Here is a 13,326-nt window from a genome sequence, read left to right as displayed (position 1 = left end):
CGTGGGTTGCATTCGGAGGTGTGATGTGGCTTATAGTTGATTTATTGAAAGTGGGACGTCATCCCGATAATAGGTATGACTCAATTCTTTGGATTGGTAACTATGAACGAGAACAACGGAGTTCCCGCCGGCGGAACAGTGACGGCTGGCGCACAGCCAGCCGCGACGACGGCACGGCACGACCAGAAGAATGTCCGCCGGGCCGCTTGGGCGGGACTGGTCGGTACGGCGCTTGAACAGTACGACTTCGTGATCTACGGAACCGCGTCGGCGATCATCTTCAATACGATCTTCTTCCCCAACGTCAGCCCCGCGGTCGGCATCATCGCATCCTTCGGCGCCTATGCCGTCGGCTTTGGCGCACGTCCGCTCGGCGGACTGTTCTTCTCCCGCTACGGGGACCGGCTCGGACGCAAGTGGGTGCTGGTCTGTACCTTGATGCTCATGGGCGTTGCCACGTTCGCGATCGGCCTGCTGCCGACCTACGCTCAGGCCGGTGTCTGGGCGCCGATCCTGCTGGTGGCCTGCCGCTTCCTGCAGGGCTTCGGTGCCGGCGCCGAACAGGCTGGCGGCGTGGTGCTGCTGACCGAGCTCGCCGCCAAGGGCAAGCGCGGACGCTTCGCCTCGCTGGTCTTTGTGGGTGCCGCCGCAGGTACCGCCATGGGTGCCGTCGTTTGGATGCTGGTACAGCTAATGCCGCGCGAAGCTCTGCTGTCCTACGGCTGGCGTCTGGTCTTCTTCTCCTCGATCTTCGTTACCATTGCGGCCTGGTTAATCCGCCGCAATCTCAAGGAATCCCCGGTCATGGCGGAGCTCAAGGCAGAGGTCGGCATGGCCGAACGCCAGGCAACTCCCGCCGCCGACGTTTTCAAGAACGGTCGCCGCGGCCTGTTCAGTGTCTTCTTCATGAATGTGGGCGCCAACGCCCACTCCTACATCTTCCAGACCTTCATGGGCTCCTACCTGATCACCTACCTGGCCGTGGATTCCACCTTCATTCCCAAGGTCCTGTTCATCGGCGCCATGTTCGCCTGTGTCTCAGCCTGGATCGCCGGCAACCTCTCCGATAAGTTCGGACGCCGACCGCTCTACCTGAGCATCACCGGATTCCTGTTGCTCTTCCCGTTCCCCGCCTTCATGCTGCTGAACACCGGCAGCTTGTTCTGGATCGGCGTGGTCATCGTGCTCGGCTTCATCTTCGCCGCGCAGGGCACCGTTGGTGTGCAGGCAGCCTACTTCCCGGAGCTCTTCGGATCCCGCTACCGCTATGCGGGCGTGGCCCTTGGCCGCGAATTCTCCTCGGTCTTCGGTGGCGGTATCGCCCCGCTGATCTGCTCCGCCCTCGTCACCTGGGCCTCCGGATCCTGGATCCCGGTGGCCATCTACATGACCCTGATGATGGCTATCACCTTCATCGCCGCACTCAAGGCTCCCGAAACCCGGGACCGCGACCTACTCACGGAAGAAGACGCCCACAAATGAGCATCCGTATCTTGATCACCGACTGCGACCACGACTCGATCGCCGTCGAGCAGGAAGTCGCAGCAGCGGCAGGGATCGAACTGGTCCTGGCCCAGTGCCACACCGAGGAAGAAGTCATCGCAGCAGCAGCCGACTTCGATGGCATCGTGGTGCAGTACGCACCGATCACCGCACGCGTCATGGACGCCCTGCCCCAGCTCAAGGCCATTGGCCGCTACGGCGTGGGCGTTGACACCCTTGACATCGAGGCAGCCACCGCACGCGGCATTGTTGTCTCCAACGTCCCGGACTACGGCACCGAGGACGTCTCGGACCACTCGATCTGCCTGGCCGCCACCCTGGCCCGCGGGATCACCCGCCTGGACCGCGAACTGCGCGCCGGCTCCTTCTCCCTGGAATCGGTCAAGCCGCTGCGCCGCATCCGCGGACGCGTCTTTGGTGTGATCGGTCTGGGCCTGATCGGCGCCGCCACCGGACGCAAGGCCAAGGGCTTGGGCTACCAGGTCATTGGTTCTGATCCGGCCCGCGAAACCGGCACCAGAACCGAAGATGGCATCGAGGTGTTCACCATGGAGCAGGTGCTCGAGCAGGCAGATGTCATCTCCCTGCACGTGCCGCTGAACGCGCACACCCACCACTTGGTCAACGACGACTTCCTGGCCAAGGTCAAGGACGGCGCGGTACTGATCAACACCTGCCGTGGCGGGGTCGTCGAATCCGCAGCCGTGGTCCGCGCCCTGCGCAGCGGCAAGCTCTACGGAGCCGGTCTTGACGTCTTCGAGGAAGAACCACTGCCGGTGGATTCGGACCTGCTCACCGAGCCCAATGCGGTATTAACCCCGCACGCGGCCTGGTACTCCGAGGAGTCCTACACCGAACTGAAGTCACGCGCCCTGCAAAATGTCATTGACGTTTGTGCGGGCAAGGAACCACGCAACATTTACAACCCCGCAGCACTCGCTGCTTCTCGCTAGGAGCTCTACCGTGTCCACCAACACGACCCAGACCGGGGGAGTCTTTGACATCACCGGTCGCACCGCAGTGATCACGGGAGCCTCCCGCGGCATTGGACTGCATATTGCCGCAGGACTCATGCGCCAGGGCGCGAATGTCATCACCCTGCAGCGCGGGGAGCTGGCACCGGAACTTGAGCAGTTGGCCAAGGAAACCGGGCGCACCGCACAGGCCATCGCCGTAGATTTGAGCGATGAGGCCTCGGTCGCCAGCGCAGCCGCGCAGGCGCTGGCCCTGGGCCAGGTGGACATCCTGGTGAACAACGCAGGAACCCAGATCCGCCACGACGCCGTGGAATTCCCGCTGGTGGACTTCGATACCGTGATGAACGTGAACATCCGCGCGGTGTTCCAGCTCTGCCAGCTCTTTGGCGCACCGATGCTCGAACGCGGCAACGGCAAGATCATCAACCTAGCCTCGATGCTCACCTTCCAGGGAGGCTTCCGGGTTCCGGCCTATGCTGCCTCCAAGGGCGCTGTGGCGCAGCTGACCAAGGCCCTGTGCAACGAATGGGCAGGGCGTGGAGTGAACGTGAACGCTGTGGCCCCCGGCTACATCGCCACCGACATGAACGAAGCACTGCTGGCCGACGAAGCGCGCAACGAACAAATCCTGATGCGTATCCCGGCCGGACGCTGGGGCAACCCGGATGATCTGGCGGGAGCCGTGCTCTTCCTGGCCAGCGGTACTGCCGACTACATCCACGGCACGGTCCTCGCGGTGGACGGCGGGTGGCTGTCGCGATGAGCAAGAATACTAATCGCCCGGCCCCCGGTGCGCTGCTGCGTGAAACCCCGATCGTGGCCGTGCTGCGTGCCAAACACGCGAGTGAATACGCGCCGGTCATCGACGCGCTGGTCGCCGGAGGCGTCACCAGCATCGAGCTGACGCTGAGCACAGCAGGCGTCTTTGAGGAGCTACCCGTGCTGCGCGGCCGCTACGGAGCAAACGCAGATATCGGAGTTGGCACCATCACCACGGTTGAAGATGCCGAGGCCGCCATCGCCGGTGGCGCAGGTTTTATTGTCACGCCGATTACCGACCCACAAATCGTTGCCACCGCTGTAGCGGCCGGCATCCCGGTTTATCCGGGTGGCATGACGCCCACCGAGCTGTTCGCCGGATGGAAGGCCGGGGCCACTGCGGTGAAGATCTTCCCCGCATCCCAGGTAGGTCCCGGTTTCCTCAAGGACCTGCGCGGTCCCTTCCCGGACATCCAGGCGGTTCCTTCGGGAGGCGTCGATGTTGCCGAGGCAGTTGAATGGATCCGTGCCGGCGCGCTTGCGGTGAGCGTGGGTGGCCCACTGCTCGGAGATGCGTTTAAGGGTGGGGACTTAGCGGAGCTCACCGTCAGGGCGAAGGCTTTGGTGAACGCCGTGGCCGAGGCCAAGGACGGAGTAAAGGTATGAGTGACATCAAGTTCACCGATGTGGTGACTCTTGGGGAGACCATGGCGTTGATGCGCGGCACCAGTGCCGGTCCGCTGGCCCACGCCTCCACCCTGGGACTGGGCATGGGCGGCTCAGAGACGAACTTCGCCATTGCCCTGCGCCGTCTGGGCACCTCCGTTTCGTGGATCGGGCGCTTGGGAGCAGATGGCCTGGGCGATCTAGTGCAACGCGAGCTCCGAGCCGAAGACGTGAACACCGTGGTGGTTCGCGACGTATCAGCTCCTACGGGCCTGATGATCAAGGAACGCCGCACCGAAACCCACCAAAAAGTCTGGTATTACAGGTCTGGCTCCGCAGGGTCCAAGCTATCCGCCGCAGACCTTCCGGTTTCCTTGATCTCCCGGGCCCGACTGCTTCACCTGACCGGGATCACCCCCGCGCTTTCGGCCGAGGCCGCCGATGCGGTGGAGACCGCCATCGCGATCGCACACGCCGCCGGAGTATTGGTGTCCTTCGATCTGAACTACCGAGCGGCGCTGTGGAGCGAGCAAGAAGCGGGGAAGGCCTACCGAGGCATCCTGTCCAAGGCCAATGTGGTGTTTGCCGGGGATGAGGAAGCTGCCATTGCCGTGGGTCCAAGCGAGGACCCCATGGAGCTGGCTCGTTGCATTGCAGAGCTGGGTCCGCGCCAGGTCATCATCAAGCTGGGGGACGCAGGCGCCGTGGCATTGATTGACGGTAACGAATACCGTCGAGATGCGATCAAGGTGCCGGTGGTTGACACCGTCGGTGCCGGGGATGCCTTTGTTGCCGGCTACATCGCCGAACTGCTCAACGGTCTGGATCCGCACCAGCGGTTGGAAACGGCGGTGCGCACCGGGGCATTTGCCTGCATGGTTCCCGGAGATTGGGAAGGTATGCCGCGCCGCCACGAGCTCGGGATGCTCGAGCAAAGCGAGCCAGTGGCTCGCTAAGAAGTCCAGGCAAGGGCCAACGGGCAAGCCTAGATAGACATCAACTAAGGAGTTGTAGTGAAGGCAGTAGTGGTGCACGGACCCAAAGATCTGCGCGTGGAAGACGTGCAGGAATCCCCTCTTGGCCCAGGGGAGGTGGCCGTGGATATCGCCTATGGCGGGATCTGCGGCTCCGACCTTCACTATTGGCAACACGGCAGCAATGGCTCCTTCGAGGTTAAGGAACCGTTGGTCCTGGGCCATGAAGTGGTCGGAAAAGTACGCGAGCTCGGCGAGGGCGTCACCGGCTGGAGCATCGGGGATGCCGTGGCGATCCACCCGGCAAGTCCCTGCCCTGAACCAGGTGCCGAACCGGCCGGTATGCACCTGATCCAAGGGGGCACCTACCTGGGAAGTGCGAGCACTACGCCGCACACCCATGGTGGCTTGGCTGAGGTGTTGAACGTCCAGTCGCGACAGCTGCGCCGATTGCCCGAAGGCTTGGACCTGCGCACTGCCGCTCTGGCCGAACCTCTGGCGATTGCCTTGCACGGAATCGACCGAGCTGCAGGTCGCATAGAGGGCGCTCGTTGCTTCGTCAGTGGTGCCGGGCCGATCGGCCTGCTGGCAGCGGCAATCTTGAAGATTCGAGGTGCGGTATCGGTGGCAATTGCCGATTTGCAGCCTCGCGCTCTGGAAGTGGCTCGTTCCATGGGTGTTGACGAGACCTTCAACATCCTGCAAGGCGAAGGTCCTGAAGCACTCGGCTATGACGTGAGCGTGGAAGCGGCCGGTGCCGCTGCGAGCCTGCAGACCGTGTTGGATGCGACCCGTCGTGGCGGCACGGCGGTTCAGTTGGGGATCTTGCCCAAGGAAAAGGTGTCGATCTCGCTCTCGGAGCTGGGTCTGCGCGAGTTAACGGTGTTTGGTTCGCAGCGTTTTGAAACGGAGCTGGATGAAGCCGTTGAGTTGTTGGCTGAGCACCCGTTCCTGGGGAAGGTTATCAGCCATGACTACTTGATGGCCGAAGCCGAGAAAGCCTTCGCCATGGCCCTGGATTCGGCCGCGTCCTCGAAGGTTTTGATCAGGGTCGGCGATTTCGAGATGTAAATGCCGACGGCCCCTCGTTTTGCACGGGGGCATCATATGTTCTGAGTTCCCTAATGCCCGCCTTCGGAACAACAGTGCTCCTTAGTCCCGCACGCCGAGGAAGGTCTCATCGTCGCGCAGGTGATGCATGCTGGCCGTGTCACCCTCCCCGAGACCACCGGGCAGGGACAGATCGTGGCACCGAGGACCATCGCTGTGGACGGCGTTTCCAGGACCGACACTGACAAGCACGCCTACCCCGTCCCGTACGCCCTCGGGACGTATGAGCTGCCGAGCATCGTCGAGGAGTTCGTGAGCGGATTCCGCAATGCGATGGCCGCCGGCTTTGACGGCGTTGAACCGCAAGGCGCCAACGGCTACCTGCTGCACGAATTCCTAGCCTCCAACGCAAAAACCTGCACCGACGCCTACGGTGGGTCCCCGGAAATTCGGGCGCACTTGGTCATCGAGGTTGTCACCGCCGTGGCTGCAGCCATTGGTGCGGGAAGGCGGGCCTGCGCATTTCGCCGCAGCACAACGTTCAGGGTGCACTGGAAACTGATCCGGCCGATGTTGCCGCCACTTACTCGGCACTCATCGACGGGATCGCACCGCTTGGTCTGGCGGCGCTGAGCATCCTGCATGCCGACCCGGCCGGGGGAAATCGTCCAGGATCTGCGTTCTAGGTTCGGTGGACCAGTCCTGCTGAACACCGGTTTCCGGAGCATCACCACATTGGACGATTCGGTGGCGGTTGCCGCCAAGGATTGGGGCGAGGCCGTAGTGGTGGGCCATCCGGCCATCGCCAACCACGACCTGGTGCACCGTTGGCAAGAGGGCCTGCCGCTGAATAAACCCGATGCCTCCACCCTCTGCACCGGGGGAGCGGCCGGATATACCGACTACCCGTTTTGACAGAACTAGCGGAAGTTCTTATTTGTGTTTGGCGGTGGTCTCGTTGAGACTCAGTACAGCCGAAACCAGGCTGTGAGTGTGGGCAAACGTAGTATCCACCGCTTTCAGGTATTCGAATCCATCATCCGCGTGGCCTGGCAGGACGCCCTTACTTGAAAAGTTGTTCATCGCCCTTTCCGTTGGCATGGGCCAATCGAAATGCCCGGACTGAGATTTGCCGATTCCGATGATCAGATCTGGCGCTTGTATGCTTTCGGGCCACCCACTATGACCGCGTTCTCGCTCGGATGGCTGGAATGCGGCATAGATTTCCCCCAAAGTCGGCGACCTGTTGAGTCGTCCCCATTCCGCAGGTTCGGTCCAGCGTTTGAAGGGGCTCGAAGTATTGATGTGAGTGAAGATCAAATAGTTGTCACCAGAGAGCACCTCAATTCCAATCGTCTCGGAGACGTTGAAATAAGTTCCACTCTTCTTCAGTATTGTGATCGCTTCCTCGGCCTCATCCGGAAGTTCAAACAAGCTTCCCGTACCCCTATACAGGTGAGATCGCGTATCGTGCCATGCGGTGCGCATTTCCGTGAGCTGGTAGAAGGCGGTACAAAAAGCTGCTTCAACCGGTAGTGACAGCGCATGCGCATCTGCGCTTTTACTTATTGGTCTTAACCAGTGTCTTGATTCCATCTCACTCATTTCTTGATTATCTTTTTCGACGTAGCACCCTGCGTTGCTCGTGGGGAAGACTGTGTCGGCTCTGGCCCGGCCGCAGGTCCTGGCTGACCGAACCAGTCCTCGGGGCCCAATGCGAACGACGCTTTGGAAGTCTCGCCTATAAGGTGGTGCTTTCCGTGCCTATCAGCTTCTGCGCAGCAGACGAAAAGAGCGCGTATTCAAGACGATCTGCCCTCGGCACTGGATCAAATAGGCGACGGGTCTCGTCCATCACGGCCAAGTAGTCCTCGTATTCCGCGGTGCTCCACCAGGTCTTGGCGGGCCACCCAATGGCCTTGGCGATCCTCTGGTCCAGGATCAGGGGATGCCCGTTGTGGTCGGTTGTGGGTTCCCTGGCTGCGAAGTAGAGCAACTTGGTGAAGAATGCAGGCCCGAGCCCTGTCAAATAGGCGGTATCTGTACTTCTGAAAGCGTCATACCCCGCGATGGCGGATCCGCCTGGCCCCTGAAGTTTCTTGATCCCGCGCAGCAGGCGCTTTCCCGCATCCGGGTGCCTTAAGGGGGCGACACGTCGGTATACATCCCTGGCCTTGTTTCCCACTCCCCATGAGCAAACAGCAACATAGAACTCGATGGCGTCGGCGGCAGTATTGATTCTTTGCCCGAGAATGAACAGGTCTTCACGGGTGAGCCGTTTACGTCCGCGAGCGTCCAGCCCTACGCTTTCGAGTATCGGGGGGATCTGTGGCATGTGTGGACCGTCCCATTTCGAGAGCCAATGACGCGGGTAAAAACTAAACCCTTGGGAGCGGACGGCTTCCTCAGTGGGGAGGGGGCCGCTGGCGAAGAGGAGCTCTGCGATCTGTCCGGCGGTCTTGCGGGTTCTGGCCACGTAGTAGCTCCTGGAGGTTTCGTTGGGGCGTTGCGGGGAGAGCGCTCTGGACGTCGTTGTCAGAACGCGCTATCGGCGACCACCCAAAGTGTGGTTAATGGGATGAGCGCACGCCAACGTTCTGGAAGGCGCGCGTAGTGTTCGAGTACGAGCGAGACTATGTCTTCACCGGTTAGCAGGCGGATGCCTGGTCGTTGGCGTTCAAGGGCGAGAGCTTCGCGGCTGTAGGCGCCCAGGGTGACGAAGAGGGCGAGGTCCCCGGGTCCCTGGGTGCCGCTAAGCTGTTGGACGTCTGGCGCACCGATCGTGCCGGAGGTGTGTTTGCACTGCACCTTGATCAACGGCGGCTCCACGCCGAGGGGGTCACGGTGGGCGATCACATCCACGCCGCCGTCCTGGGAATACTGGGTGACCCTGGCTTGGTATCCGAGTGCACGCAGTAGGTCGGCGGTGAACTCCTCGAACTGGCGATGGGAGATCTTTTCCTGAAGTGCCTCGAGCACGAAATCGCGGGTGTGCCTCTCAATGCGTGAGGCACGGGGTTCCGCGGTGGATTCCTCGTAGACCGCATTCTTTGCGGCGACTTCTTCGACGACCTGTGTCACTTCTTCGACGGACTCGGCCCGAGTGGAAAGGGCTGCAAGGAATTCATGGTCATGGTTGCGAACACGAAACATGGTGAGCGCCGACCCGATCTCGTAGAGCGCGGGTTGAGTGAACACGGTTCGCGATAAACCGACCTTTTTCCATTTCACGCGGCGCCGATGCCGATGCGTGGGTTCGGAGGCGACGTATTCGTAGTTGCCGGAGACCACGCCAATATTGATGGTGCTATTTGGCTTGTACGGGGCGACGATCACGTCTCCCGGCTGGATCTCATCACGAAACCGTAGAAGGACGCCGGCCCATCCCGGGATCGCTTTGTAGTCCTCTTCGGAAACCTTGTCTGCAAGTGCCCGCTTCAGCCCCTCCCGACCATCAGAAATCAGGGTGAGGTCACCCATCATGTCCCATCCAATGCTGACGAAACTTTCATCGACCAGTTCAGTGGTCAACGTGTCATTGTGAATACCCCAAACGCGCACTTCACACGCCCTTCAGTTGTTTGCGAGATTTTTTCATTCTAGAGCCGGGGACCCACAAGTAAGCTCTCCATTGAAGTTCGTTACCACGCTTCGAGCATCGCAATTCGCGCCGTTTCTATCGACAGTAAACTCCTGGTCTCACCTATGACAATGAAACGCGTCGTAGTACAAACGAACGCAGCTACGATGTTGCAGACATCAGACTGTTCGAATGGGGCCAACGATGACTGGTCAGGCATCGGGCTCAGTTGGGGTTATTGCGGTTTCACCGTAGCCAAGAGCTTGGCGACGCTTTGCACGGAATTCAACGTTTTATCATGGGGCCCTGGTTTTTCCTTTAGCTCAGCGAGCGTGAGTTGTGCTAGTTCATCTTGGCCGAACATTGCCGTCATCTTATGACTGCTGACCGTGTTTCTCCGGCGACTGTCAGGGACGCGACATACATCTGCTTCGAGGATTTTGGCTGGGAAGGCTTGGCATGTGGAAGAATTCCATTTTCCATTCACGCTGAAGAAGATATCGACTTTGTCGCACGAAATGAGCCCTCGAACACGATCGATACCGTTCTCATCCGGTGAGTATGCGATGTATAAAGGCCTTGAAAGGTAATTGTCGCTGTTCTTGAATCCGGGTTTACGTTCGAGAATCAGTTCCTTGCTGGGCTTAGCCATGATCTCTTTTTCGGTTAAACCCATGTAGCGACCACCACGAAGGTTGCCGATGGACTTTTGGAACTTGAACGCCTTCTTTGCGTCTGCCCACGTGGCGTTCGGATTCGGCATCATTGCTGTTAGCTCCTTCGGGCTGAGTGGAGTAGTTGCTAAACGTAAGAATAGATGGAGCCGGCATAACCGGCCGGAAGGCCCCTTCCAGAAGCCCAACTCATGAGAATCTGTACGGCTTCCGCAGGGCTGAGCTCTTGCAATAACGTTGCCACTTCGTCTGGTCTGTTGGGTTCGCTTATGGCAGCCACACCTTTGCCGACGCGAAGGTTCAAAGCGCCGTTTGGCAAAAACATTGCGAGTTCGACGGTAAACTTTCCATTTTCCAATCGCATGGATTGTGCGTATCTGGTTTCAGGGTCGTCATCTTGGACAACCATGAAATCCTGATCTTCGGGTAAACCGTTGATGAGCTGTGCCAGATGGCTGATTCCTTGTAGTTCTTGCCATTCGGTGGCCTGGCCATTGATTGACTCGTACCAAAATAACGGTCGCTCCGGCTGCGGGTCTTCAAGCAATGCATTCCATGCCAGTGCATCGATCAGCGTGCCGTGTTCAAGTGTTGAGATGCTCTCCAAAGTAGTCATATCGTCACTTTATGGATTGCCGCCTACAGTTTGAAAAGTTTTCGAGTTGGAATTATCTGGTTCATCGAATTTTGGCTACGACGCCGTTCATCCGAAAAGTCGGCGAAGCGAACCGTCCAACAGCGCAGGTTGCCCCGATTCTGCAAGTCGGCCCTCACTGTTGGCAAGATATTGACTTCGTGACGAGCCCGGAAAAGAAGTTAGACAGACTTCCCGCAAATGAAGCTTGTGGAAACCCATCCAACAAACTTTTCGGTGACGGCAAGAAGGCGTCGCGCTTGGATTTGACCCGGAATCTAAGGCGCCGGACGATTTCTCAACGAAGTTTTGGAAATCGATGGACTCATAAGGTTCAACTGCAACACACCCATGAAAAGATCAACATAACGCTAAAGTTTGATCACGTGCATGCAGAACACAAAGGGGATTGATCCGGTGGGCGGAACGATGACAGCAACAACGGACCGTCCGGGTTCAGTGACAGGAACACAAGATTACCAATCCTTCTCGCGGGCTTCTGTGCCGGAAGCCTGCATCCCGGCCGTACGGGAAGAATTCATCCTTTGGTTGGGCACGAAAGGCATTGAGACGCCCGATTCGCCCAAGCCTGTAGGGGGCGGGAGCAGCAAGGCTTCCGTGGAGCTCCTACAAGACGGCAATCATGAACTCTTGTTGTGTCGCCTAATTGAAGAAACAAAGACCGGGCGATTCACGACAGAGATATACACGTCGTCGGAGGGCTGGATCAATATTTCAGTCCGAAGCAGTTCAGGCCAATTCGTAAGCGTGCCCCGCATTGCAAAGGCGTTGATGCGCAGGCTCGACCTCTTCGACGCCTCACTTCAACTCATTGACGAGCCAAAGGTCTGGGATGTCGACAAGGTCGGCGACCTGGTGAAGTTGCTTGAGGACTCTGATCGGCACGGTCTGGTGTTTGTCGCCGGCAGCCGGAAGGAAGAGCAAGCGCTCTTTGATCCGTTTGTGAATGTACTTCCCAAATGGGCACGAGAAGTGTATGGGCTGGCGCAAACCATCGCATTGACACCGGAAGCAACCCTGGAGCTCGGATCCCGGGTTGGCCACTACGGCGTTGGCCCGTGGAATCTGAGGACATACTTTCCCGGAGTCGACCATGAGAGCCCGGTCGACTCCGTACGCCACCGTTATCTCAAGACGGATAGGTTGGGCCGGCAACATCCCGCCAAGGTTTCCAAGTTTTTGGGCCAGGCAGCTCGAAAGCATGCGGCGACGCGGGCTGAACCCTTGGAGCTACTGCATGCCCGACGAGCCTTTACTCGCGCTGCTACGCGTCGACTCATCGATGGAATTGAACAATCCAAGTCTGTGGCGCTGCCCGCTGCAGTTACCGACGAAGCGCCACCGTCTGTAGTCAAGAGCCCGGTACCGCACACCAGAGAACCGGATGTTGTCAGTCCGAAGACCGAGAACGTTGACAAGCCTCCGACTACTTCAACGCCTCAGCCGGACCCAGCACTTACGGATATTCAGAGCCAGTTGGATCTCGTTCGGATCGTCTTGGGGATCCAGAACCTGAACGAGCAATCGATTCGTGATGCCGCAAGCAAGCTGACATCTGCTTCCGAAGCGCTAAACGACGAGGCAGCCGAGCTGATTGAAACGCAGCTGGTCCAAATTGAGCAGTTGGAGGACGACGCCAGGCAGCGCGCCGACGTCCTTGTCGACATGGAATTCGAGCAAGCCGAATACCAAGAAGACATCCAGAAACATCAATCCGAGATTCGTTGGCTGCGCGAGAAACTTCGGGAGGCTGACGACCACGCAAGCGCCAATGACTTGGCACCGGTCGACGAAGATTGGCAACGTCCGGAGTCTTGTCGCGAAGTATTGGAGAATCTCGATCCTGCGTCCGCGGTGGTGTTCACGGGCAGCTACGACCATGCTGATTACGTGGACAATCGGGACCAGCTGGGCCGAGCAGCATTCAACTTGATTCATGTGTGCTGGGCGTTGGATCGCTACGCAAGGCTAAAACTTGCTGGTAGCTTCACGGGGACAGTGGACGACTATTTGCGGAACCATCAGGATGGACGGGCATCGATCGGTGCTGATAAACACGCGATGAGTGAATCAAAGGTGACCATGGATAGATGGGGAAATGAGCGCATGTTCAAAGTGCCGAGAAATGTTGCTCCCGAGGGGAGCGTAGCCATGAAAGCTCACTTCCGGCTCACTCGAGCGGGAATGGGCAGCGCAAGGATGCACTATTTCGATGATGTTCAAGGAAGTGGCAAGGTCTACATCGGCTATGTAGGTGCCCACCTAACCAACACACAAAGCAACTAGACGGTACTCAAGCTGGGGGTGTACGGGCCTGGCGACTTCCAACAGCCTGTACGCGGGCAAAGTTCTGCCATGGAAATAGCGGTTGCTGTCAGGTGTTGTAGGCCCGGTGCATTAGATTCAAAGAAGGTTACTAAGGCTCACTTGCCGTGGGGTCGCTACGTTTTTGGGGGATGGAATATTGAGGTCCAGTCGGAGTTTTGTC

The 13,326-nt window shown here is 59.1% G+C and carries 13 protein-coding genes and 1 pseudogene; 9 read left to right on the top strand and 5 right to left on the bottom strand.

Annotation, left to right across the window (positions count from 1 at the left end):
• The first annotated feature begins 102 nt into the window (after positions 1-102).
• The 8 genes and pseudogenes from HED64_RS04135 (at position 103) to HED64_RS19770 (ending at position 6,844) form a co-directional block, all read left to right on the top strand.
• Positions 103-1,482: an MFS transporter gene (locus HED64_RS04135; RefSeq protein ID WP_168150789.1), complete on the top strand. Its 1,380-nt coding sequence runs from the start codon at positions 103-105 to the stop codon at positions 1,480-1,482.
• A complete protein-coding gene (locus HED64_RS04130) occupies positions 1,479-2,456 on the top strand; it encodes a C-terminal binding protein (protein WP_210149192.1) in 978 nt (325 codons plus the stop codon). The genes HED64_RS04135 and HED64_RS04130 overlap by 4 nt, the downstream gene beginning before the upstream one ends.
• A 10-nt stretch (positions 2,457-2,466) precedes the next feature.
• The gene (locus tag HED64_RS04125) at positions 2,467-3,243 is read left to right on the top strand and encodes a glucose 1-dehydrogenase (protein ID WP_342590650.1); all 777 of its coding nucleotides are present in this window, start codon (positions 2,467-2,469) and stop codon (positions 3,241-3,243) included.
• Positions 3,240-3,905, top strand: a complete 666-nt coding sequence (locus tag HED64_RS04120) for a bifunctional 4-hydroxy-2-oxoglutarate aldolase/2-dehydro-3-deoxy-phosphogluconate aldolase (protein ID WP_168150787.1) — start codon at positions 3,240-3,242, stop codon at positions 3,903-3,905. Before HED64_RS04125 ends, HED64_RS04120 begins: the two co-directional genes overlap by 4 nt.
• Positions 3,902-4,861: a sugar kinase gene (locus HED64_RS04115; protein WP_168150786.1), complete on the top strand. Its 960-nt coding sequence runs from the start codon at positions 3,902-3,904 to the stop codon at positions 4,859-4,861. Before HED64_RS04120 ends, HED64_RS04115 begins: the two co-directional genes overlap by 4 nt.
• A 57-nt stretch (positions 4,862-4,918) precedes the next feature.
• Positions 4,919-5,950, top strand: coding sequence for an alcohol dehydrogenase catalytic domain-containing protein (locus tag HED64_RS04110; RefSeq protein ID WP_168150785.1), 1,032 nt, complete (start codon positions 4,919-4,921; stop codon positions 5,948-5,950).
• Between the two features lie 102 nt (positions 5,951-6,052).
• Positions 6,053-6,562, top strand: a pseudogene (locus HED64_RS19775) (oxidoreductase); the annotation flags it as partial.
• A gap of 9 nt (positions 6,563-6,571) precedes the next feature.
• Positions 6,572-6,844, top strand: a complete 273-nt coding sequence (locus HED64_RS19770; protein WP_245325620.1) for a hypothetical protein — start codon at positions 6,572-6,574, stop codon at positions 6,842-6,844.
• A gap of 18 nt (positions 6,845-6,862) precedes the next feature.
• Here the strand turns inward: HED64_RS19770 and HED64_RS04100 are convergent, their stop codons facing one another.
• From HED64_RS04100 to HED64_RS04080, 5 genes are all read right to left on the bottom strand, one after another.
• A complete protein-coding gene (locus HED64_RS04100; protein WP_168150784.1) occupies positions 6,863-7,534 on the bottom strand; it encodes a hypothetical protein in 672 nt (223 codons plus the stop codon).
• Positions 7,535-7,670: 136 nt separating this feature from the next.
• The gene (locus HED64_RS04095) at positions 7,671-8,405 is read right to left on the bottom strand and encodes an 8-oxoguanine DNA glycosylase OGG fold protein (protein ID WP_342590649.1); all 735 of its coding nucleotides are present in this window, start codon (positions 8,403-8,405) and stop codon (positions 7,671-7,673) included.
• Positions 8,406-8,464: 59 nt separating this feature from the next.
• On the bottom strand, positions 8,465-9,412 hold the full coding sequence (locus tag HED64_RS04090; protein ID WP_168150782.1) for a restriction endonuclease: 948 nt from the start codon (positions 9,410-9,412) through the stop codon (positions 8,465-8,467).
• Between the two features lie 332 nt (positions 9,413-9,744).
• Positions 9,745-10,275 (bottom strand): hypothetical protein, encoded by a 531-nt coding sequence (locus HED64_RS04085; protein ID WP_168150781.1) that lies wholly within the window; start codon positions 10,273-10,275, stop codon positions 9,745-9,747.
• Between the two features lie 35 nt (positions 10,276-10,310).
• Positions 10,311-10,799, bottom strand: coding sequence for a hypothetical protein (locus HED64_RS04080; RefSeq protein WP_168150780.1), 489 nt, complete (start codon positions 10,797-10,799; stop codon positions 10,311-10,313).
• Between the two features lie 408 nt (positions 10,800-11,207).
• On the opposite strand from HED64_RS04080, the gene HED64_RS04075 reads away from it, so the two are divergent.
• Entirely contained in the window at positions 11,208-13,124 is a 1,917-nt protein-coding gene (locus HED64_RS04075) for a hypothetical protein (protein ID WP_168150779.1), read from the top strand.
• Positions 13,125-13,326 lie beyond the last annotated feature (202 nt).

This window comes from Paeniglutamicibacter terrestris (genome assembly GCF_012271785.1).
GTDB classification, from domain to species: Bacteria; Actinomycetota; Actinomycetes; order Actinomycetales; family Micrococcaceae; genus Paeniglutamicibacter; species Paeniglutamicibacter terrestris.
The sequence above is the reverse complement of the archived record's forward strand: the minus strand, read 5'-3'. Positions and strand labels throughout refer to the sequence as shown.

What these genes read in the sequence shown, in the direction of transcription:
- HED64_RS04135 (WP_168150789.1), top strand. Translation starts at nt 103, where the DNA reads ATGAACGAGAACAACGGAGTTCCCGCCGGCGGAACAGTGACGGCTGGC.
- HED64_RS04130 (WP_210149192.1), top strand. Translation starts at nt 1,479, where the DNA reads ATGAGCATCCGTATCTTGATCACCGACTGCGACCACGACTCGATCGCC.
- HED64_RS04120 (WP_168150787.1), top strand. Translation starts at nt 3,240, where the DNA reads ATGAGCAAGAATACTAATCGCCCGGCCCCCGGTGCGCTGCTGCGTGAA.
- HED64_RS04115 (WP_168150786.1), top strand. Translation starts at nt 3,902, where the DNA reads ATGAGTGACATCAAGTTCACCGATGTGGTGACTCTTGGGGAGACCATG.
- HED64_RS19770 (WP_245325620.1), top strand. Translation starts at nt 6,572, where the DNA reads ATGCCGACCCGGCCGGGGGAAATCGTCCAGGATCTGCGTTCTAGGTTC.
- HED64_RS04100 (WP_168150784.1), bottom strand. Translation starts at nt 7,534, where the DNA reads ATGAGTGAGATGGAATCAAGACACTGGTTAAGACCAATAAGTAAAAGC.
- HED64_RS04090 (WP_168150782.1), bottom strand. Translation starts at nt 9,412, where the DNA reads ATGATGGGTGACCTCACCCTGATTTCTGATGGTCGGGAGGGGCTGAAG.
- HED64_RS04085 (WP_168150781.1), bottom strand. Translation starts at nt 10,275, where the DNA reads ATGATGCCGAATCCGAACGCCACGTGGGCAGACGCAAAGAAGGCGTTC.
- HED64_RS04080 (WP_168150780.1), bottom strand. Translation starts at nt 10,799, where the DNA reads ATGACTACTTTGGAGAGCATCTCAACACTTGAACACGGCACGCTGATC.
- HED64_RS04075 (WP_168150779.1), top strand. Translation starts at nt 11,208, where the DNA reads ATGCAGAACACAAAGGGGATTGATCCGGTGGGCGGAACGATGACAGCA.